At 71.3% G+C, this 21,148-nt stretch carries 11 protein-coding genes and 7 pseudogenes; 8 read left to right on the forward strand and 10 right to left on the reverse strand.

The genetic code is table 11. The annotated features are described in order from the left end of the window. Positions 1 to 90 precede the first annotated feature (90 nt). On the forward strand, positions 91 to 741 hold the full coding sequence (locus ACXKR8_RS11930) for a DedA family protein (RefSeq protein WP_458272875.1): 651 nt from the start codon (positions 91 to 93) through the stop codon (positions 739 to 741). Beyond that, entirely contained in the window at positions 738 to 1,352 is a 615-nt protein-coding gene (locus tag ACXKR8_RS11935; RefSeq protein WP_458272876.1) for a phosphatase PAP2 family protein, read from the forward strand. The genes ACXKR8_RS11930 and ACXKR8_RS11935 overlap by 4 nt, the downstream gene beginning before the upstream one ends. Before the next feature lie 104 nt (positions 1,353 to 1,456). Here ACXKR8_RS11935 and ACXKR8_RS11940 read toward each other — a convergent pair whose 3' ends face one another. The 8 genes and pseudogenes from ACXKR8_RS11940 to ACXKR8_RS11975 form a co-directional block, all read right to left on the reverse strand. Then, the gene (locus ACXKR8_RS11940) at positions 1,457 to 2,095 is read right to left on the reverse strand and encodes an MBL fold metallo-hydrolase (protein ID WP_458272877.1); all 639 of its coding nucleotides are present in this window, start codon (positions 2,093 to 2,095) and stop codon (positions 1,457 to 1,459) included. Between the two features lie 427 nt (positions 2,096 to 2,522). After that, the gene (locus ACXKR8_RS11945; protein ID WP_458272878.1) at positions 2,523 to 3,617 is read right to left on the reverse strand and encodes an ROK family glucokinase; all 1,095 of its coding nucleotides are present in this window, start codon (positions 3,615 to 3,617) and stop codon (positions 2,523 to 2,525) included. A gap of 27 nt (positions 3,618 to 3,644) precedes the next feature. Continuing rightward, the gene (locus tag ACXKR8_RS11950; RefSeq protein WP_458272879.1) at positions 3,645 to 4,454 is read right to left on the reverse strand and encodes an ATP-binding cassette domain-containing protein; all 810 of its coding nucleotides are present in this window, start codon (positions 4,452 to 4,454) and stop codon (positions 3,645 to 3,647) included. Beyond that, positions 4,451 to 5,422 (reverse strand): ABC transporter permease, encoded by a 972-nt coding sequence (locus tag ACXKR8_RS11955; protein ID WP_458274958.1) that lies wholly within the window; start codon positions 5,420 to 5,422, stop codon positions 4,451 to 4,453. Before ACXKR8_RS11955 ends, ACXKR8_RS11950 begins: the two co-directional genes overlap by 4 nt. 95 nt (positions 5,423 to 5,517) lie before the next feature. Then, positions 5,518 to 6,543, reverse strand: coding sequence for a sugar ABC transporter substrate-binding protein (locus ACXKR8_RS11960; RefSeq protein WP_462100468.1), 1,026 nt, complete (start codon positions 6,541 to 6,543; stop codon positions 5,518 to 5,520). 65 nt (positions 6,544 to 6,608) lie between these two features. Further along, positions 6,609 to 8,184 (reverse strand): annotated as a pseudogene (locus ACXKR8_RS11965) (PucR family transcriptional regulator). 229 nt (positions 8,185 to 8,413) lie between these two features. Continuing rightward, positions 8,414 to 9,238, reverse strand: a pseudogene (locus tag ACXKR8_RS11970) (M3 family metallopeptidase); the annotation flags it as partial. A 97-nt stretch (positions 9,239 to 9,335) separates the two neighbouring features. Beyond that, a pseudogene (locus ACXKR8_RS11975) lies at positions 9,336 to 10,355 on the reverse strand (M3 family metallopeptidase); the annotation flags it as partial. A gap of 253 nt (positions 10,356 to 10,608) precedes the next feature. On the opposite strand from ACXKR8_RS11975, the pseudogene ACXKR8_RS11980 reads away from it, so the two are divergent. The 6 genes and pseudogenes from ACXKR8_RS11980 (at position 10,609) to ACXKR8_RS12005 (ending at position 18,476) form a co-directional block, all read left to right on the forward strand. Continuing rightward, positions 10,609 to 11,498, forward strand: a pseudogene (locus ACXKR8_RS11980) (FAD binding domain-containing protein). Positions 11,499 to 11,508: 10 nt separating this feature from the next. Further along, a pseudogene (locus ACXKR8_RS11985) lies at positions 11,509 to 11,995 on the forward strand ((2Fe-2S)-binding protein). Positions 11,996 to 12,006: 11 nt separating this feature from the next. Continuing rightward, positions 12,007 to 14,347: pseudogene (gene pucD, locus ACXKR8_RS11990) on the forward strand (xanthine dehydrogenase subunit D). 350 nt (positions 14,348 to 14,697) lie between these two features. Then, complete coding sequence (locus ACXKR8_RS11995; protein WP_458274960.1) at positions 14,698 to 16,158, forward strand: NCS2 family permease; 1,461 nt, start codon at positions 14,698 to 14,700, stop codon at positions 16,156 to 16,158. A 53-nt stretch (positions 16,159 to 16,211) separates the two neighbouring features. Continuing rightward, positions 16,212 to 17,447 (forward strand): XdhC family protein, encoded by a 1,236-nt coding sequence (locus ACXKR8_RS12000; RefSeq protein ID WP_458272885.1) that lies wholly within the window; start codon positions 16,212 to 16,214, stop codon positions 17,445 to 17,447. 75 nt (positions 17,448 to 17,522) lie between these two features. Continuing rightward, positions 17,523 to 18,476: pseudogene (locus ACXKR8_RS12005) on the forward strand (TIGR01777 family oxidoreductase). A gap of 72 nt (positions 18,477 to 18,548) precedes the next feature. Here the strand turns inward: ACXKR8_RS12005 and ACXKR8_RS12010 are convergent. Together ACXKR8_RS12010 and ACXKR8_RS12015 are read right to left on the reverse strand one after the other, a co-directional pair. Further along, complete coding sequence (locus ACXKR8_RS12010; protein WP_458272887.1) at positions 18,549 to 19,331, reverse strand: VOC family protein; 783 nt, start codon at positions 19,329 to 19,331, stop codon at positions 18,549 to 18,551. A gap of 163 nt (positions 19,332 to 19,494) precedes the next feature. After that, positions 19,495 to 20,955: a catalase gene (locus tag ACXKR8_RS12015; protein ID WP_458272888.1), complete on the reverse strand. Its 1,461-nt coding sequence runs from the start codon at positions 20,953 to 20,955 to the stop codon at positions 19,495 to 19,497. Positions 20,956 to 21,148: the final 193 nt, after the last annotated feature.

Below are 21,148 nucleotides of genomic sequence, written 5' to 3' on the forward strand. Positions count from 1 at the left end.
GCGACTGTTTCCATCCACTAGAGTGGCACAGGCCGACTACAAGTATGTAGACAGTACCCGTGTTCCCCCCACCGCAGGAGAGTGACGTCGATGGCTCCGGATCCAACAGCCCTGACCAGTCTGGCGCTGAATCCGCTGGACGCGAACTCCCTGCTGGCCGCGTTCGGCGCGCTGGGCATCGCGGCCGTGCTGTTCGCCGAGACCGGGCTGCTGGTGGGGTTCTTCCTGCCCGGCGACTCGCTGCTGTTCACCGCCGGACTGCTCTGCACCACCAGCAAGAACGGGGTCCACCTCAACCTCGCCTCGGTCCTGGTCTGCGCGATCGTCGGCGCGCTGGCCGGCGCCCAGGTCGGCTATCTGATCGGCGACAAGGGCGGCAAGGCCCTGCTCGCCCGCAGCAGCAACAAGCAGCTGCAGCACGGCGCGACGCGGGCCGAGGAGATCCTCACCAAGTACGGCCACGCCAAGGCCATCGTGCTGGCCCGCTTCATCCCGATCGTGCGCACCGTGCTCAACCCGATGGCCGGCGCCCTGGGCGTCCCGGTCCGTACCTTCACCCTGTGGCAGATCGTCGGCGGCCTGCTCTGGACCGTCGGCGTCACCCTGGCCGGCTACGGCCTGGGCAACACCATCCCCAGCATCGACACCTACCTGCTGCCGATCATCGCCCTGATCGTGGTGCTGTCGCTGATCCCGATCGCCATGGAACTGCTGCGCAGCCGCCGGGCGGCTCAGCAGTGACCCAGCTCGCAGCGCTGGACGGCGCCTCCATCGACGGCAGCCTCTACCACTGGTTCATCACCCAGGCCCAGAACGCCCCGCACTGGTTCGACAACCTGATCTCGTTCTACGCCAGCTACGGCCTGGGCCTGTTCGCGCTGATGATGATCTGGTGCTGGTGGCAGGCCCGCCAGGCCCGCAGCGCCGGCACCATGGCGCTGGCGCTGGCCGTCCCGGTCGCCGTGGTGCTGGCCTATGTCGCCAACGACATCATCAAGAGCGTCTTCGACGAGCCCAGGCCCTGCCAGGTGATCACCTCGCCGACCACGATCCAGCCCTGCCCCGGGGTGGGCGACTGGGCCTTCCCCAGCAACCACTCCGCCATCTCGGCCGCGGCCGCGGCGGCGATCTGGATGATCAGCCGCCGACTCGGCGCGATCGCGGTGCTGGCCGCGCTGGTGATGGGCTTCTCCCGGATCTGGGTCGGCGCGCACTACCCGCACGACGTCCTGGTCGGCTTCCTGACCGGCGTCGTGGTCGCCGTCCCGCTGATGCTGGCCGCCCGCCGCTACGGACCACCACTGGTGGTCCGGCTGGAGTCCGGCCTGCTCCGGCCACTGCTGACGGCGTAGCCGGCGGGGCGCGGCCTGCGGGGCATGGCTTGCGGGGCATGGGTTGCCCGTGCGGGGCCTGCCTGTGTGGGGCCGGGCCTAAGTGTGGTCGGCCCCACACGGGGTCAGCCCACCTCGACACTCTCGCCCGGCGCGAGCCGCTCGTACGCGGTGCCCTCCACCAGCGCCCCGACCAGGCGCTCGATACCGGCCAGGCCGATCGGGCTGAGCATCGCGTCGTGCAGCGCGTACGCCTTGACCGCGCCGACCGCCCGGGCGTAGTCGGCGACCTCGCCCAGCTTGGACCAGGGGGCGTGCACCGGGAGCAGCAGCGTCCCGATCGGCCGATCGGGGAGGGTCAGCGCGTCGCCAGGGTGGAACACCTCGCCGTCCAGCGCGAACCCGATGTTGCCGACCTTGGGGATGTCCGGGTGGATCAGCGCGTGCCACTCCCCGTGCACCTCGACCTCGAAGCCGGCCGCTGTGAAGGCGTCGCCGTGCCCCACCACGTGCACCCGCCCGGCGCCGAGCGCGCCCAGCTGCTCGGCGACGGCGGCGTTGGTCCAGATCTGCAGCGCCGGGTTCGCCTCGGCGGCGGCCCGGAGCCGGGACTCCTCGAAGTGGTCGAAGTGCTCATGGGTGACCAGGACGGCGTCCGCCCCGTCCAATGCCTCGGCCTCGGTGAAGACCCCGGGGTCGAGGACAAGGGTCTGGCCTTCCTTCTCCAGTCGGACGCAGGCGTGGCCCATCTTGGTGAGGCGCATGGCTCTCCTCCGCAGTTAGCTCGGTTGATCTCGTTCCCCCACCATCCTGCTCCCGGCAGCACGGAGCCGCGCGAGCCGGGGTAGCGGGAGCGGCGCGGGTCGGGGTCACGGCGCGGTGGGGGTCTGCGGCTGACCTGCGGGGCGGTGGGGGCCGGGCTCCTGGGCCCCGGGGTGGCGGGGTTGGTTGCTAAAAGGGAAAAGCGGGCGTAAATCTGCCCGCTATGCCCGATTTGTAACGCCACTTTTTCCCTTTTAGCGACGCAGACCGCCAACCCGGCGACGGTGCCCGGCCCTGCGCCCCTGCGCCCGCGTAGTTGGCCGCTTTGCGGCGGAGCCGCGAGACGGCGCGGAGCCACCCCACGGACAAGGCCGACCCCACCCAGGCGCGCCCCGCGCCCCGCCGCCCTCCGGCAACGGCGTCCCCGCCCTACCCCCGCCCCCGTTCCACCCTGCTCCGCTTCACCGTGCGGAAGCGCCGCGCCACCTGCCTGGCCAGGTCGGCCGCGCCGACCAGGCCGGCCTCGTTGCCGAGCTGGGCCAGGACGATGTCCGCCTCCGGGCGGAACCCGCGTCCGGTGAGGTTGCGCCGGTAGGCCTCCCGGGCGGGGCCGATCAGCAGCTCGCCGGCTGCGGAGACGCCGCCGCCGATGACGAAGCGGCCGGGGTCCAGGGCCGCCGCCAGGTTGGCGATGCCGAGGCCGAGCCAGTGGCCGATCTCCTGGAGCAGCTCGATCGCGACCGCGTCCCCCTGCTGCGCCGCCTCGGTGACCAGCGGCCCGGTGATCGCCCGGACGTCGCCGCCGACCCGCTCCAGCAGCGGCTCAGCGACCGGGGATTCCGCGGCGGCCAGCTCCCGGGCCTCTCTGACCAGCGCGTTTCCGGAGGAGTACTGCTCCCAGCAGCCGCGGTTGCCGCAGGGGCAGCGGTGCCCGCCGGGCACCACCGTCATATGGCCGAACTCCCCCGCCATGCCGTAGCGGCCGCGCTCAAGCCAGCCGTCGCGGACGATCGCGCCGCCGATGCCGGTGCCCAGGTTGACCATCACCAGGTGGTTCTCGCCCGCGCCCGCGCCGAAGCGCCACTCGGCCCAGGCGGCGGCGTTGGCGTCGTTCTCCACCACCACCGGGAGCTTCAGCCGGGAGCTGAGCGCCTCCCGCAGCGGCTCGTTGCGCCAGGACAGGTGCGGGGCGAAGAGCACCCGCGCGCGGTCGGCGTCGACGAACCCGGCCGCGCCGATCCCCACCGCGTGCACGTCATGACGGTCCGCCAGGTCGAGCACCAGGTCGGTGATGGTGTCCTCGACCACCTGGGGGCTCTTGCTCCGGTCCGGGGTCTCGGTGCGCAGCTGCTCCAGGATCCGGCCCTCGCCGTCCACCACCCCGGCGGCGATCTTCGTCCCGCCGATGTCGATGCCGACGGTCGGCAGCCGCAGCAGGGACGGCCGCGGCGCACCGTCGCGCCGCGCGAACGTCCGCGGCGTCCGCCTGCCGCTGGTCCGTGTGTACGGCGTGCCGCTCGCCATCCGTCCGCTCCGCTCTCTCTGACTCGCTCAGCTACCGCTACCACCTGCGGAGCTGTCGGGCTCGTCGGGCACCACCCCGGCCCGGCGCAGCTCATGGCTGAGTTCGGCGAGCTCGGAGCCGCCGGCCATCTCGGCCGTCAGCTGGTCCAGGGTGATCTCCGCCCTGGTGTGGCTGCCTGCCATCCTGCCCCTTTTCAGTAGCAGGAAGCGATCTCCGACCAGGTGGGCGTGGTGCGGATTGTGGGTGATCAGCACCACACCGAGCCCGGAGTCGCGGGCGGCGGCGACGTACTTCAGCACCACGCCCGACTGCTTGACCCCGAGCGCGGCCGTCGGCTCGTCCAGGACCAGCACCTTCGCGCCGAAGTGGACCGCCCTGGCGATGGCCACGCACTGCCGTTCGCCGCCGGAGAGGGTGCCGATGGGCTGGTCCACGTCGCGCAGGTCGATGCCCATCCGCAGCAGCGAATCGCGCGTGGTGGCCCGCATCGCGGCGATGTCCATCCGGAAGGAGCCCAGCTCCGACCCGAGGAAGAAGTTGCGCCAGACCGGCATCAGCGGGACCACCGCCAGATCCTGGTAGACAGTCGCGATGCCGCGATCCAGGGCCTCGCGCGGCGAGGAGAGCCGTACCTCCTCCCCCGCGATCCGGTAGCTGCCGGCGTCATGAGTGTGCAGCCCGGCGATGATCTTGATCAGGGTGGACTTGCCCGCGCCGTTGTCGCCCAGCACGCAGCTGATCGAACCGGCCTCGACCAGCAGCGACACATCGCGCAGCGCCAGCACGTTGCCGTAGCTCTTGCCGACACCGACCAACTCCAGCAGCGGCGTGGTCATCCGTGCTCCGCCCTTCGCCGCACCCAGGTGTTCAGCAACGTCGCCAGCAGCAGCATCGCGCCGAGGAAGAACTTGAACCAGTCCGGATCCCACTGCGCGTAGACGATCCCCTTGCTGGTCATCCCGAAGATCGCCGCGCCCAGCGCCGATCCGACCGCCGAGCCGTAGCCGCCGGTGATCAGGCAGCCGCCGATGACCGCCGCCACGATGTAGATCAGCTCATTGCCGACGCCCTCCCCCGACTGCACCGTGTCGAAGGAGAACAGCAGGTGCTGGCCCAGCACCCAGCCGCAGAAGGCCACCCCCAGATACAGCGCGATCTTCGTCCGGCCGACCGGGACGCCCACCGCCCTTGCCGCGTCCGCGTCGCCGCCGACCGCGAAGATCCAGTTGCCGAAGCGGGTACGCAGCAGGATCCAGCTCGCCAGCAGCATCAGCGCCAGCCACCACCACACCGTCGCCTTGATGTTCATCCCGCCCACCGTGAAGGACCCGGCGAACAGCCAGGCGCAGGAGCGGTAGCCCTGCATGTCGGCGATGGACTTGGTGGCCACCGTCCCGTCCACCAGCTGGGTGATGCCGAGGTTCGCGCCGGTCAGCATCAGGAAGGTGCCCAGGGTGACGATGAAGCTGGGCAGCCTGGTGCGGGACAGCACCCAGCCGTTGAAGAAGCCGATCGCCAGGGTGACCCCCAGCGAGGCCGCGACCCCGACCCAGGTCACGGCGGTGAACTGGTACGACACCATGGACGAGGTCAGCGCCGCGGTGGTGACCAGCACCCCCGCCGACAGGTCGAACTCGCCGCCGATCATCAGCAGCGCCACCGGCACCGCCATGATCCCGATCGTGGACGCCGAGTAGAGCACCGTGCCCAGCGCACCGGGGGTGAGGAAGGTACTGGTGACGACGCTGAAGAAGGCGAACACCGCCACCGCGCCGACCAGCGCGCCCAGCTCCGGACGCCCCATCAGCCGCCGCCCGGCGGAACGCGGCGCGAGGCGTTCGTCAGGGCCGCCGCTTTCGTCATTGGCGGCCAGCACCTCGGGTAGCCGCTCAGGCCCGGTCAACGGGTGCCCCGGGCCGCATACGAGGCCAGCATCGGAGCGTCCTTCTTCGTCAGGATCTGAGGACCGGTCGCCACCGGGCTGCCACCACCCACCAGAACGTTGAGGTTGTCCTTGTAGAGCCACAGCAGGTCGACGCCCTCGTAGCCCTGCAGATAGGGCTGCTGGTCGACGGCGAAGCCGATGGTCCCTGCCTTCAGCCCGTCCACGACCTGGGTGCTGAGGTCGAAGGTGTCCTCCTCGGTGCTGCCGGCCGCCCGGCCCGCCTCGGTGACGGCCTGCAGCGCGGTGCCGGCCAGCGGCGCGCTGAGCGTCAGCACGGTGTCGATGGACGGGTCCGCCTGGAGCTTGGCCGCGATCGCGGCCTTGGCGTCGGGCAGGTCGGTGCCGTTCACATAGAGCACCTGCCAGGGGCCGCCGAAGGTCGACTTGGCACCGCCGCAGCGCTGCTCCTGGCCGATGTTCCCCTGCTCGTGGATCACGCAGAGCACGCTCTTGCGCGCGCGCTGCTTCAGCTCGGTGCCGGTGGCCTTGCCGGCCGTGGACTCGTCCTGGCCGACATGGGTGAGCGCGCCGAACCGGGAGGCGAACTCTTCCCCGGAGTTGACGCTGATCACCGGGATCCCAGCCGCCTCGGCCTTGGCCAGCACCGCCTTCATCGCGTCGCCCTTGGCGAGGGTGACCAGCAGGCCGTCCACCTTCTGGTCGATCGCCGCCTGCACCAGCTGCACCTGGTTCGCGGTGTTGGCGTCGTTGGAGTAGAGGAAGTTGATGTTGTCCTTGGCCGCGGCCTGGGTGGCGCCCTTGCGCACGGTGTCCCAGAAGGAGTCGCCGCTGCCCGCGTGGGTGACCATGGCGAAGGTCCAGCGCGGGGTGCTCACCCCCGAGCCCCCACCCCCACCGCCCGAGGTCGCGGACCGGGCCGCCTGCTCGGCCCGCAGACCGCCGGTGCTGCTGCACCCGGCAAGCAGCAGAAGCGCGGCGAACGCGGCCGGAGCGGCAAGCGGGGACAGAGTACGACGCATGCCCCCATTCTGCGCTGACGCACAGTCACCCGCCGCCGGGGTTGCCCCGGATGGGTGACGCCCCGTCAGGACAGCTCCAGTGCCAGGTAGAAGTCCACCCGGTCCTCCAGCTTGGACAGGTCTCGGCCGGTCAGTTCCTCGATCCGGCCGATCCGGTAGCGCAGCGTGTTGACGTGTACGTGCAGCGCTGCCGCGCAGCGGGTCCAGGAGCCGTCGTAGCGCAGGAACGCCTTCCAGGGTGCGGACCAGGTCCGCCTGGTGCTCCAGGTCGTAGCCGATGACCTTGTCCAGCAGCCGGCTGCGGAACGCCCGCCGCACCTCGTCCGGGACGGCGGCCAGCAGCAGCACGTGCGAGGCCAGCTCCTCCGGGCCGCTGACGCAGATCCGGCCGACCCGGGAGGCGGCGATCCGGCGGGCGTGCCGGGCCTCCTCCAGCGCGCCGCGCAGGCCGCCGGCCGAGGCGGCCGGGGCGCTGGCGCCGATGGTCAGCCGTCCCTCCGCGCCGAGCCCGGCCTCCAGCGGGCCGAGCAGGACGCGCAGCCGGTCGGCCATGGTGTCGCCGTCGGCGGACTCGGGCACCAGCAGGATCGCGCCGCTGCCGCCGCCGCCGATCAGCGCCCGGTCGTCCGCGCCGGTCAGCGCCTCGACCAGGGCCTCGCGGACGGCGCCGTCGGCGAGGCCGACGCTCTCGGCGGAGACCACCACCCAGGATTCGGGGCTACCGGTGCCCTGCTCGGTCCTGGCCATCGCCAGCGAGGCCTCCAGAGCACGGCGCAGCTCCTCCGGCGGCGCGTCCCGCTGCAGCAGGGTGATCACCTCGTCGGCGAGCCGGCTACGCAGCCGGCGGCTCTCGTCGCGGCGCTCGCGTTCGGCGGAGGCCAGCCGGGCCAGGTTGTCGGCGAGCTGCTGCCGCTTGGGGGTCCACTCGGTGACGTCGCCCTCGACGGCGAGCAGCCACTGCGCGAGCAGGCCCGCCCCGCCGCCGGCGACCGGCAGCACCGAGAACTGCCGTCCGCCGACCCGGGCCCGGACCGAGGGCCCGGAGCGGCGGCGCTGGCCGTCCAGGTGGGCCCGGACCAGCTGGTCGCGTTCGGCCGGGTTGAGCCGGTCGGGTGGTCCGGCGACGACCCGGCCGCTGGGGGTGAGCACCCAGCAGTCCAGGTCCAGGTCACCGCCGAGCAGCTCCAGCACCGCGTCGAGACCGGCCCCGCCGCTGGCCGAGACCAGCGCCCGGTGCCGGTCCACCAGCGCGGACAGGTCGGCCGCCCGGTCGGCCGAGACCTGGCGCACCACGTACTCGGTGAGCTGGGCGAAGGCGACGTCCTCGGGGACGGCGAACAGCGGCATCCGGTGCCGTTCGCAGGCGGCCACCAGGTCCTCCGGGACCGGTCCCACCTCGGCCTCGCCCGCCGCCAGGCCGACCGCGCCGGCGGCGGCGAGGCCGCGGACGAAGCGCTCGGAGTCGTCCGCCCCGGTGCGCCACAGCATGCCGGTGAGCACCAGCTCGCCGCCCTGGAGGTAGCGCCCCGGGTCGTGCAGGTCCGTGGTCATCACCCCGGAGACCACGCGGTCCAGCTCTTCCCGGCCCGCCAGCAGGCGCAGCCGGGGGGCGGCCGGTGCGAGCAGTGCTCCGATCCGCACGTGGAATACCTCCGGGACGGTGACAGTGACGGTGACGGTGGGGACGGCGAGTGTGGCAGGGATGTTGCCGCACGTTACCCGAAGAATCCCCCAGCACAGCAACCCTCCGCGACCTCGGCGCCGCCGCGGACGGCGCCGCCGTCAGCCCACCAGCCCCCTGCGCACCAGCAGCGGCGCGATCTTCCGGCGCGCGGCCCCGGAACGCGGCGAAGGCGCCCAGCGCGTCGGTGCTGCCGCCCTTGGCGAGCAGCTCGCGGCGGAAGATCTCACCGCTCTCGCGGATGGTCTTGCCGTTGTCCTTGAACCACTCCACGGTGTCCGCGTCCAGCACCTCGGACCAGATGTAGCCGTAGTAGCCGGCGGCGTAGAAGTGGCCGGAGAAGATGTGCGCGAAGTAGCCGGTGCGGTAGCGCGGCGGGATCTCGGCCATGGCCACCTGGTAGCGCTCCAGCGCCGCTGCCTCGAATGCCTGGGCGTCGCCGGGCTCGGCGCCGGCCGGCAGGGTGTGCCAGGCCCAGTCGAGCAGGGTCGCGGCCAGGTACTCGACCGTGCGGAAGCCCTCGCCGAAGTTGGCGGCCTCCTTCATCCGGTCGACCAGCTCGGCCGGCATCGGCTCGCCGGTGAGGTGGTGCTTGGCGTAGTTGCCCAGCACCAGCGGCCAGTCCGCCCACATCTCGTTGACCTGCGAGGGGTACTCGACGAAGTCCCGCGGCACCTCGAGCCCGCCCAGCATCGGGTAGCGGACGTCGGAGAACAGCCCGTGCAGCGCGTGGCCGAACTCGTGGAACAGGGTGGTGACCTCGTCCCAGGTCAGCAGGGCCGGGTCGCCGGCCGGGGGCTTGGCGATATTGAGGTTGTTGACGACCACCGGCAGCTGTCCGAGCAGGTGCGACTGCTGGACCAGCTCGTTCATCCAGGCCCCGCCGCGCTTGGACGCGCGGGCGTGGTAGTCGCCGATGAACAGTCCGACCGGGGTGCCGTCCGCCTCGCTGACCTCGAAGACCCGGGCGTCCGGGTGGTAGGCCAGCAGGTCGGGGCGTTCGGTGAAGGTCAGCCCGTAGACCTGTCCTGCGGCGAAAGAAGGCGCCGTCCCGGATCACCGACTCCAGCTCCAGGTAGGGGCGCATCACCGAGCCGTCGAAGTCGTAGCGGGCCTTGCGGACCTTCTCCGACCAGTACTGCCAGTCGGCGGCCTCGATCGCGTCCACCCCGGCCTCGGCGGCCAGGGCCTCCGCCTCGCGCCTGGCGTTGGCGACGGCCGGGCCGACCAGGCGTCCCAGCATCTCGTCGACGGCCGTGGTGGTCCCCGCCGTCTGATCGACCACCTCGTAGGCGGCGTGGCTGGCGAAGCCGAGCAGCGCGGCGCGTTCGGCGCGCAGGGTGGCCAGTTTTGACGGCGACCCCGCCGTTGGATTCGGCGCCTCGTCCGAGCGAGGCGGCCAGCAGCCGGCGCCGGGACGGTGGGATCGTCCAAGCCGGCCAGCCTCGGTCTGGTTGGAGAAGTTCTTGAGGCTGATCACATACGCCCCGTCGCGGCCCAGCGCCCTGCCGTTCTCCTGGGCCGCGGCGATCTTGTCCGCGGAGAGTCCGGCCAGGTCGTCGACATCGTCCAGGACCAGCGCCGCCGCCTTGGTCTCGGTGAAGACGTTCTGCTCGAAGGTGGTCTCCAGCGTCGCCAGCTCGCCGTTCAGCTCCCGCAGCCGGGTCTGCTCGGCCGCGCCGAGCCGGGCCCCGGCGCGGACGAACCGGGAGTGGTAGCGGGTCAGCAGGTAGTCCGACTCGGCGTCCAGGCGCAGTTCTCCGCGCTGGTCGTGCAGGGCGTCGATCCGGGCGAAGAGGGCGGCGTCCAGGTTGATCGCGTCGCTGTGGGCGGCCAGCCGGGGGCTGACCTCGGCCTCGATCTCCTGGACGCCGGGGGTGGTGTCGGCGGAGGTCTGGTTGAAGAAGGCCAGCGACACCCGGCGCAGGACCACGCCCGAGCGCTCCAGCGCCTCCAGGCTGTTCTCAAAGGTCGGCGGCTCCGGGTTGCCGGCGATGGCGGCGACTTCGGCGAGCTGCTGCGCCATGCCCGCCTCGAAGGCGGGGAGGTAGTGCTCCTCGCGGATGTCGGCGAAGGGCGGCAGCTCGTAGGGGAGGGTGCTGGCACTGAGGAAGGGGTTCTCGGTCGTCATCCGCCGACACTACGCCCGGTGGTGGCACTGCATCCGACGAATTTCCCGGCGGGTCTGCCGGATGACGTTCCGGTGAACGCGCAGCCTCTACTTGGAGAAAACTACAGCGCTCGTGGTCGCTCCGTACCAGGGCCTCATGCCATCGGTGACTGCCGACACACCCCCGGCCGATTGTGTACTGCTCACAACCCGAACGAACCCGGTGCACGACCGGTGGCACAACCCACAGCACGACTGACAAAGGAGTCACCGCATGGAGTTCCTGCGGCCCGCCACTTGGGACGAGGCACTCGCGGCGAAGGCCGAGAACCCGTCCGCACTGCCGATCTCCGGCGGTACCGACGTGATGGTCGAGCTCAACTTCGACCGCCACCGCCCCTCCGCGCTGCTCGACCTGAACCGCATCACCGAGCTGACCACCTGGGAGTCAGGGAGCTACGAGGGACAGCAGGGCGAGGTCATCCGCCTCGGCGCCGCCGTCCCCTACGCCCGGATCACCTCGGAGCTCGCGGGGCCGCTGCAGGGCCTGTCCATCGCCGGCAACACCGTCGGGTCACCGCAGATCCGCAACCGCGGCACCGTGGCCGGCAACCTCGGCGGGGCCTCCCCCGCCGGTGACGCCCACCCGGCGCTGCTGGCCGCGGGCAAAGACGTGTTCGTCGAGGCCGAGTCGGTGCGCGGCACCCGGCTGATCGCCATCGACGACTTCTACCTCGGCGTCAAGCGCAACAGCCTGGAGCCGGACGAGCTGATCCGCGCGGTGCGGATCCCGGTCGCCTCCGGACCGCAGCAGTTCTCGAAGATCGGCACCCGCAACGCGATGGTCATCGCGGTCTGCGCCTTCGGCTTCGCGCTGCACCCCAAGAACGGCACGGTCGGCACCGGCATCGGTTCGGCCGCGCCCACCCGCGCCGCGCCGCCGAGGCCGAGCAGTTCCTCGCGGACGAGCTGGCCGACCGCGGCCTGTGGCAGAGCGGCGGCCTGATCGGCCCCGCCGCCACCCAGCGCTTCGGCGAGCTGGTCTCCGCCGCGTCGTCCCCGATCGACGACGTCCGCGGCAGCGCGTCCTACCGCCGGCACGCGCTCGCGGTGATGGCCCGCCGCACCCTGACCTGGACCTGGAACGAGTACACGCAGTCCTGAGGAGCGCAGCATGAGGGTGACCTTCAACGCCAACGGCCGCCCGGTCGAGGCCGACGACGTCTGGGAGGGCGAGAGCCTGCTCTACATGCTGCGCGAGCGCCTGGGCCTGCCGGGCTCCAAGAACGCCTGCGAGCAGGGCGAGTGCGGCTCCTGCACGGTCTACCTGGACGGCGCGCCGGTCTGCAGCTGCCTGGTCGCGGCCGGACAGGTGCAGGACCGCGAGGTCCGCACGGTCGAGGGCCTGGCCGACGCGGACGGGCTGGACCCGGTGCAGCAGGCGTTCATCGACGCCGGAGCCGTCCAGTGCGGCTTCTGCACCCCCGGGCTGCTGGTGCAGACCCACGACCTTGCTGGAGCGCGAGCCGCAGCCCAGCGACAACGACATCCGCGAGGCCCTGTCCGGCAACCTCTGTCGCTGTACCGGCTACGAGAAGATCATGGACGCGGTCCGCCTCGCCTCCGCCCGCAAGTGCCACGCAACGGAGGCCGCCAAGTGAGCACCAGGACCATGCGCGGCGAGAAGAACCTGCAGGACATCACCACCGCCCACCCGGACGGCATCGGCGGCTCGCCGCTGCGCCCGGACGGCACGCTGAAGGTCAAGGGCGAGTTCGCGTACTCCTCCGACCTGTGGCACGAGGACATGCTCTGGGGCATGGCGCTGCGCTCGCCGCACGCCCACGCCAACATCCTCTCGGTCGACATCTCTGAGGCCCTCACCCTCCCCGGCGTCTACGCCGTGCTGACCCACGAGGACATCCCCGGCTCCAAGTTCTACGGTCTGGAGATCGTGGACCAGCCGGCCCTGGCCATCGACAAGATCCGCTACCACGGCGAGGCGATCGCCATCGTCGCCGCGGACCACCCGGAGACCGCCCGCCGCGCCCTGGCCAGGATCAAGGTCGAGTACGAGGTGCTGCCGCGATCACCACCGAGGAGCAGTGCCTCGACCCGGAGACCTACGGCTACGTCCACGAGCCCGACGTCTACAAGGGCCACGCCTCCGGCAACATCTTGCACTCGCAGAAGGTGATCGCCGGCCGCGGTGTGAACGAGGACGTGCGGGCGCTGGCCGATGTGGTCGTGGTCGGCGAGTACGAGGTCGGCATGCAGGACCAGGCCTTCCTCGGCCCCGAGTCCGGCCTGGCGGTGCCGGCCGAGGACGGCGGCATCGACCTCTATGTCGCCACCCAGTGGCTGCACGTGGACCGGCAGCAGGTCGCCCCGGTGCTCGGGCTGCCGGAGAACAAGCTCCGGCTCACCCTGGCCGGCGTCGGCGGCGCCTTCGGCGGTCGCGAGGACCTGTCGATGCAGATCCACGCCTGCCTGCTGGCGCAGCGCACCGGAAAGCCCGTCAAGATCGTGTACTCCCGCGAGGAGTCCTTCTTCGGGCACGTGCACCGCCACCCGGCGAAGATGCGCTACGAGCACGGCGCGACCCGCGACGGCAAGCTCGTCTACATGGACGCCAGGATCGTGCTGGACGGCGGCGCCTACGCCTCGGCCTCGCCGGCCGTGGTCGGCAACGCCTCCTCGCTGAGCGTCGGCCCGTACGAGATCCCCAACGTCAATGTCATCGCCATTGCGCTCTACAGCAACAACCCCTCCTGCGGCGCGATGCGCGGCTTCGGCGCGGTGCAGGCCTGCTTCGCCTATGAGTCGCAGCTGGACAAGCTGGCGGCGAAGCTCGGCATGGACCCGGTGGAGCTGCGGCAGCTGAACGCGGTCTCGCAGGGCTCCTTCCTGCCGACCGGTCAGATGATCGACGCCCCGGCGCCGGTGGCCGAGCTGCTGCAGAAGGTCAAGGACCTCCCACTGCCGCCGGTCCTGGACACGACCCACCTGGACATCCGCGAGCTGCCCGGCGCCCTCTCCAACACCTCGCACGGCGAGGGCATCGTCCGCGGCGTCGGCTACGCGGTCGGCCTGAAGAACGTCGGCTTCTCCGAGGGCTTCGACGACTACTCCACTGCCCGGGTCCGGCTCGAGGTCATCGGCGGCGAGCCGGTGGTCATGGTGCACACCGCGATGGCCGAGGTCGGCCAGGGCGGCATCACCGTGCACGGGCAGATCGCCAGGACCGAGCTGGGCGTGGAGCGGGTCACCATCCACCCGGCCAACACCGAGGTCGGCTCGGCCGGCTCCACCTCCGCCTCCCGGCAGACCTACATGACCGGCGGCGCGGTGAAGCTGGCCGCCGAGGCGGTCCGCAACGAGCTGTTCAACCTGGGGCGCTCGCGCTACGGCTGGACCTACAACGACCTCTCACTGGTCGGCGGCAAGGTGGTCTCGGCCTCGGCCGGGGTGCTGATCTCCATGGTCGACCTGCTCGGCGACGACGCGATCGACCTGACCGCGAGCACCACCACCGTCCGACCGTCCCCTTCGACAAGGAGACCGGGCAGGGCTTCGGCCACGTCCAGTACACCTTCTGCGCGCACCGGGCGGTGGTGGACGTGGACGTGGAGCTGGGCCTGGTCAAGGTGGTCGAGCTGGCCGCCTGCCAGGACGTCGGCAAGGCGCTGAACCCGCTGTCGGTGATCGGCCAGATCCAGGGCGGATCGACGCAGGGGCTCGGGCTCGCGGTGATGGAGGAGATCATCACCCGGGACGGCAAGGTCAGGAACCCCTCCTTCACGGACTACCTGATCCCCACCATCCTGGACACCCCGCCGCAGCCGGTGGAGATCATGGAACTGGCCGACCCCAACGCCCCGTACGGGCTGCGCGGTGTCGGCGAGGCCCCGACCCTCTCCTCCACCCCGGCCATCGTCTCGGCGATCCGCGCCGCGACCGGGCTCGCCCTGATGCGGGTGCCGGTCCGGCCCGAGCACATCACCGGGACCTGAGGGTCCGTCATGAGACTTCCCCGGGGCAGCTGTCCAGTCTTCCCACTCCGAGGCTGCCCCGGGGAGCACCAAAGCACCACCCAGCACCGCAATACGCACCACCAGAGCCGCACCATGCACCACAGCGTCACGCACGACCGGATCAGCACCACGGCCGGTGCACCGCCCTCGCCGGGGCCGTACCGACCGACCAGCACGTCAGCGAGCCGAACCGTCCCCTGCACTCCCTACCTGATGGGCCCCAGGACGGCCGCGAGCCCCACCCCAACCCCCTTTGAACCTTGGGAGTGGAACCCGTGACCCAGATCCCCACGGAATCCAGAATCACCAACGACGGCGACTCCACTGAGATGGAGCCACCGGCGGGCCCACCCGCTCCGCCTGCCGTTCCGCCCGCGCCGAAGAACGCCATGGACGCGTACTTCAAGATCAGCGCCCGTGGCTCGACCATCGGCAATGAGATCCGCGGCGGCCTCACCACCTTCATGGCGATGGCCTACATCCTGTTGCTCAACCCGATCATCCTGTCGGGCGGGGATGTCACCGGAGCCCATCTGAACGCGGCTCAGGTCACCACCGCGACCGCGCTGGCCGCCGCCGTGACGACGATCCTGCTGGGCGTCGTCGGCAACGCACCGCTGGCCGCGGCCGCCGGTCTGAGCGTGTCCAACACCCTCGCCGCAGTGATGGCGCCGCATGTCACCTGGGCGCAAGCCATGGGTCTCTGCGTCATCTACGGGCTTCTGATCGTCATCATGGTCGTCAGCGGACTCCGCGAGATGATCATGAACGGCATACCGCTGGCCCTGAAGCACGCCATCACCATCGGCATCGGCCTGTTCATCGCGCTGATCGGCCTGGTCAACGCCGGCTTCGTGACCCGCGTCCCGGACGCGGCCCACTCGGACACCCCGGTCCAGCTCGGCGCGATCGGCAACCTGACCGGCTGGCCGGTCCTGATCTTCAGCGTCACGCTGCTGTCCATCTTCGTGCTGCAGGTCCGCAAGGTCCGCGGCGCGATCCTGATCGGCATCGCGATCGGCACCGTGCTGTCGCTGATCGTCCAGGCCGTGCTCAACCTCCCCGCCTCCACCTGGGGCCTGTCGGTGCCCAAGTGGCCCGGCAACCCGGTCGCGGCCCCGAACTTCGGCCTCTTCGGCCATGTCGACCTGTTCGGCGCGTTCGGCAGCAACGGCATGGGCGCGCTGAGCGCGGGCTTCGCGGTCTTCACCCTGGTGCTGGCCGGCTTCTTCGACGCGATGGCCACCATCATCGGCATCGGCACCGAGGCCGGGCTGGCTGACAAGCAGGGCCGGATGCCCGGCCTGTCCAAGGCCCTGTTCGTCGACGGCGCGGGCGGTGCGATCGGCGGTCTGGCCGGCGCCTCCGGCCAGACCGTGTTCATCGAGTCGGCGACCGGCGTGGGAGACGGTGCGCGCACCGGCTTCGCCAGCGTCGTCACCGGTTCGGTCTTCGCCTTCATGCTGTTCTTCACGCCGCTCGCGGGCATGGTGCCGGGCCAGGTGGCAGCCGCCGCCCTGGTCGTCATCGGCTCGATGATGCTCTCCCAGGCCCGCCACATCGAGTGGGGTGACCGCGAGGTCGCCATCCCTGCCTTCCTCACCATCGCGCTGATGCCGTTCACCTACTCCATCACCGCGGGTGTCGGAGCGGGCGTCATCTCCTATGTGGTGATCAAGGCCGGCGCGGGCAAATGGCGCGAACCGGGCATCCTGATGTGGGCGCTCAGCGTCGTCTTCGTGGTGTTCTTCGCCCTGCACCCGCTCAAGGACTGGCTCGGCATCCACTAGCCGGTCACACCGTCCCCTCAACCCATCTCTCGTCGCACGAAGGAGCAGCACCCATGCAGGACATCGCCGAGCAGCTCAACGCCTGGCACTCCGCTGGACGCTCCTTCGCCGTGGCCACCGTGGTGTCCGTCTCCGGGAGCGCCCCGCGCGATCCCGGAGCGGCCCTGGCCGTGGACGGCGCCGGCGAGGCCGTCGGCAGCGTCTCCGGGGGCTGCGTGGAGGGGGCGGTGTACGAGCTGTGCCAGGAGGCCCTGAGCTCGGGCCTCCCGGTGCTGCACCGCTTCGGCTTCTCCGACGAGGACGCCTTCGCCGTCGGCCTGACCTGCGGCGGCGCCATCGACGTCTTCGTCCAGCCGGTCACCCCCGGCGTCTCGGACGGGCTGGACGCCGCGCTGGCCTACATCCGCTCGGGCTCGCCGGTGGCCCTGGTCCGGATCATCTCCGGGCCCTCCGCACTGCTCGGCTCGGCTCTGGCCGTCACCGCCGACACCCACCACGGGACGCTGGGCCGTCCGGCCCTGCCTGCTCTGTCGGCCCTGCCTGCCCTGCCTGCCCTGGAGCACGCCGCGGTGCTGCAGGCCAGGGCGATGCTCGACAACGGCCGCACCGGGCAGTTCACCCTCGCCCAGGACGGCAGGCTCTGCGAGCCCTCCCTCGGCTCGTCCGCCTCGCCTGCCTCGTCCGCCTCGTCATCCGAGCTGGTCACCTTCTTCGTCGAGTCGCAGGTCCCGGCCCCGCGGATGATCGTCTTCGGGGCCATCGACTTCGCCGCCGCGGTCGCCAGGATCGGCGGCTTCCTCGGCTACCACGTCACCGTCTGCGACGCCCGCCCAGTCTTCGCCACCGCCCGCCGGTTCCCCACCGCGGACGAGGTGGTCGTCGACTGGCCGCACCGCTACCTCGACGCCGAGACCGCCGCCGGGCGGATCGACGGACGCACCGCGCTGTGCGTGCTGACCCATGACGCCAAGTTCGACATCCCGCTGCTGGAGCGCGCGCTGCGGATGCCGCTGGGCTTTGTCGGGGCGATGGGCTCCCGGCGCACCCACCACGAGCGCTTGGACCGGCTGCGCGAGGTCGGCCTGACCGAGGTCGAGCTGGCCCGGCTGCGCTCCCCCATCGGCCTGGACCTCGGCGCCCGCACCCCGGAGGAGACCGCGGTCGCGGTCGCCGCCGAGATCACCGCCCACCGCCGCGGCGGCACCTGCCTCCCGCTGAGCGCCCACGGCGGCCCGATCCACCACGACCACCCTCTGCGCGCCGACGACCTGCCGCGCCGGATAGCCTGACCAGCACCGTCATTACTTTTGAACATGTTCAACTTTATCCGCTAGGCTCTCCCCAGGCACCGAGGGGAGAGCCCGATGAAGGTTGTACTGCCAGGAGGAACCGGCCAGGTCGGCACGATCCTGAACCGCGCGCTGACCGCGGCGGGCCATGAGGTCCTGGTGCTGACCAGACAGCCGAGCGGCGAGCGGGAGATCCGCTGGGACGGCGAGACGCTGGGGCCCTGGGCCGAGGCGATCGACGGCAGTGACGTCGTCATCAAACCTGGCCGGCCGCAGCGTGAGCTGCCGCTACACCCCGGCGAACCTCCAGGCGATGATGGACTCAAGGGTCAACTCCGCCCGGGTGGTGGGCCAGGCGATCGCGGCCGCGGCCCGGCCGCCCCGGGTCTGGCTGCAGATGAGCACCGCCACGATCTACGCCCACCGCTACGACGCGCCCAACGACGAGGCGACCGGGCTGATCGGCGGCGACGAACCCGACGTCCCCGGCTACTGGGCCTACAGCGTCGAGATCGCCAAGGCCTGGGAACTGGCCCAGCAGCAGGCCGCGACCCCGCACACCCGCAAGGTCGCGCTGCGCGCCGCGATGGTGATGAGCCCGGACCACGGCGGCGTCTTCGACGTGCTGCTGCGGCTGGCCCGGCTCGGCCTCGGCGGCCCGGTCGCGGGCGGGGCCCAGTACCTCTCCTGGATCCACGACCAGGACTTCGTCCGCGCGGTCGAGTTCCTGATCGACCGGGACGACCTCACCGGACCGGTGAACCTCGCCTCCCCCGCCCCGCTGCCGCAACGCGCCTTCATGCGCACCCTGCGCGCGGCCTGGGGCGTCCCGGTGGGTCTGCCCGCCACCCACTGGATGGCCGAGCTCGGCGCCTTCGCGCTGCGCTCCGACACCGAACTCCTGCTCAAGAGCCGCCGCGTGGTCCCGGGCCGGCTCCACGAGGCCGGCTTCACCTTCGACCACCCGCCTGGCCCGAAGCCGCGACGGACCTGGTCCACCGCACACGCGAGAACCGCCGCGCGGGTTAGGCACCTCGCGCCCGTCCGCGGGGCCTGAGAGCGGCTCTGCGGACGGGCGCGTAGCTGCGCGCAGGGCCCCGCTCAGGCCGGGGGGTTGTCCGTGGACTCGATGATGGAGAAGACCGCGCCCCAGGGGTCGCGCAGTGCGGCCATCCGGCCGAAGGGCGTGTCCGACGGGGGCATCAGCACGTCGGCGTTGCGCTTGACGGCGGCGTCGACGGTGCTGTCGGTGTCGTCCACGCAGAAGTAGGTCAACCAGTGCGAGGGGGTCCCGGCCGGGAACGGCGGTTCGGTGAGCTTGTTGAGGCCGCCGACCGGCCGGCCGCCGATCTGGAAGGTCCGGTACTCCGTCCCGCCGGGCATCTCCTCGACGCCGACGCCGAAGGCCGCGCTGTAGAAGGCGGCAGCCGCGACCGGGTCGCTGGAGTTGCACTCGTTCCAGGCCAGCGCGCCGGGCTCGTTGACGAGCTGGGCGCCGATGAAGTCCTTGTGCTCCCACACGCCGAAGACCGCGCCGGACGGGTCCACCGCGACGGCCATCCGGCCGAGGGTCATCACGTCCATCGGCGGCATCATCACCTGGCCGCCGGCCTTGCCGATCTTCGCCATGCTGGCGTCGGCGTCGTCACTGGCCAGGTAGGTGGTCCAGACGGTGGGCGTGGCCGGGTCCATGGTCGGGCCGATGCCCGCCACCGGCAGGCCGCGGAAGGTGCAGACGGCGTAGCCGCCGGTCTCCGGGGCGCCGGGCTCACCCTGCCAGCCGAGGAGATCGCGGTAGAAGTCGAGGGCGGCCTGCTGGTCGGGGACCATCAGGTCGACCCAACAAGGGGTTCCGGGTGTGTACGGAGCGTTGACTTCGGGCATCGGTGCGGGCCTCCGGGTCGAAACGTGCGGACGGTACCCCCCGCCGACCACTCTTCACCTTGCGGAGTCACGTCGCTACCCGAATGAGCCAAATAGAGAGCGGACCCCCGGATGCGACGCTGCACCCGGGGGCCCGCTGGTCCTGATCGCCGAGCCGGTTCCGCTACGCCTCGTCGGCGTTGCGGACGGCCTCGACCGCGGCCTGGAGCCGGCGGCCGTAGTCGGCGTCGGCGGCGTGGAAGAACGGCAGCACGCGCTCGACCACGTCGTCGCGGCTGACCGAGCCGATGGAGCCGGCCAGGTTGGCGATCAGCCGGCCCTGCTCGGCCTCCGACATCAGCCGGTAGAGCTCACCGGCCTGGAAGAAGTCGTCGTCCTTGGCGTGCTCGGCGGCGGCGTGGGTGCCGGTCCAGCCGTGCACCGCGGTGGGGGCGGCCAGGGCCTGGTCGGTCTGCCGCGGGCCGTCGTACGAGTTGGGCTCGTAGTTCTTGGCCCGGCCGCCCGCGTTGGACGCGCCCAGGCCGTCACGGCCGTAGTTCTGCGCGGTGGTGGCCTTGGGCGCGTTCACCGCGAGCTGGGTGTGGTTCACGCCCAGCCGGTAGCGGTGCGCGTCGGCGTAGGCGAACAGCCGGCCCTGGAGCATCTTGTCGGGCGAGGCGCCGATGCCGGGGACGAAGTTGTTCGGCGAGAACGCGGCCTGCTCGACCTCGGCGAAGACGTTCTCCGGGTTGCGGTTGAGGACCAGCCGGCCGACCTTCTGCAGCGGGTAGTCCGCGTGCGGCCAGACCTTGGTCAGGTCGAACGGGTTGAAGCGGTAGTCGGCGGCCTCGGCCACCGGCATCAGCTGCACGTACACGGTCCAGGACGGGAAGATCCCGCGCTCGATCGCGGTGTGCAGGTCGCGCTGGTGGCTGTCGGCGTCCTGGCCCACCTGCTCGCCGGCCTGGGCGCCGTCCAGGCTGCGGACGCCCTGGTTGGTCTTGAAGTGGTACTTCACCCAGTACGCGGCGCCGTCGGCGGCGGTCCACTGGTAGGTGTGCGAGCCGTAGCCGTTCATGTGGCGGTAGGACGCCGGGATGCCGCGGTCGCCGAACAGCCAGGTGATCTGGTGCAGCGACTCGGGCGAGTAGGACCAGTAGTCCCAGACGTTGTCCGCCTCCTGGACGCCGGTGAACGGGTCGCGCTTCTGGGAGTGGATGAAGTCGGGGAACTTGATCGGGTCCTTGATGAAGAACACCGGGGTGTTGTTGCCGACGAGGTCGTAGTTGCCCTCCTCGGTGTAGAACTTCAGCGCGAAGCCGCGGGGGTCGCGCACGGCGTCGTTGGAGCCGAGGTTCCCGGCGACGGTGGAGAAGCGCAGGAACACCTCGGTGCGCTTGCCGACACTGTCGAGGAAGTTGGCCCGGGTGTACGGGGTGACGTCGTCGGTCACCTCGAAGTACCCGTGGGCGCCGGAGCCGCGGGCGTGGACGACCCGCTCCGGGATGCGCTCGCGGTTGAACCGGGCGAGCTTCTCGATCAGCTGCTGGTCCTGGATCAGAACCGGGCCGCCGAGGCCCGCCTGCGCGGAGTTCTGGTTGTCGGCGACGGGCGCGCCGGACTCAGTGGTCAGGATTTTGGACATAGCGGTACCTCGGTGGTGGCTCGAAGGTGAAATTGATCAGTAGTTCAGGGGTGCCGCGCGCAGCGCGCCCTTGGAAGGGTGGTGGCGGGCGACGGGTTCAGGGGTGCCGCGCGCAGCGCGCCCTTGGAAGGGTGGTGGCGGGCGACGGGTTCAGGGGTGCCGCGCGCAGCGCGCCCTTGGAAGGGTGGTGGCG

The organism is Streptacidiphilus sp. PAMC 29251 (assembly GCF_054208735.2).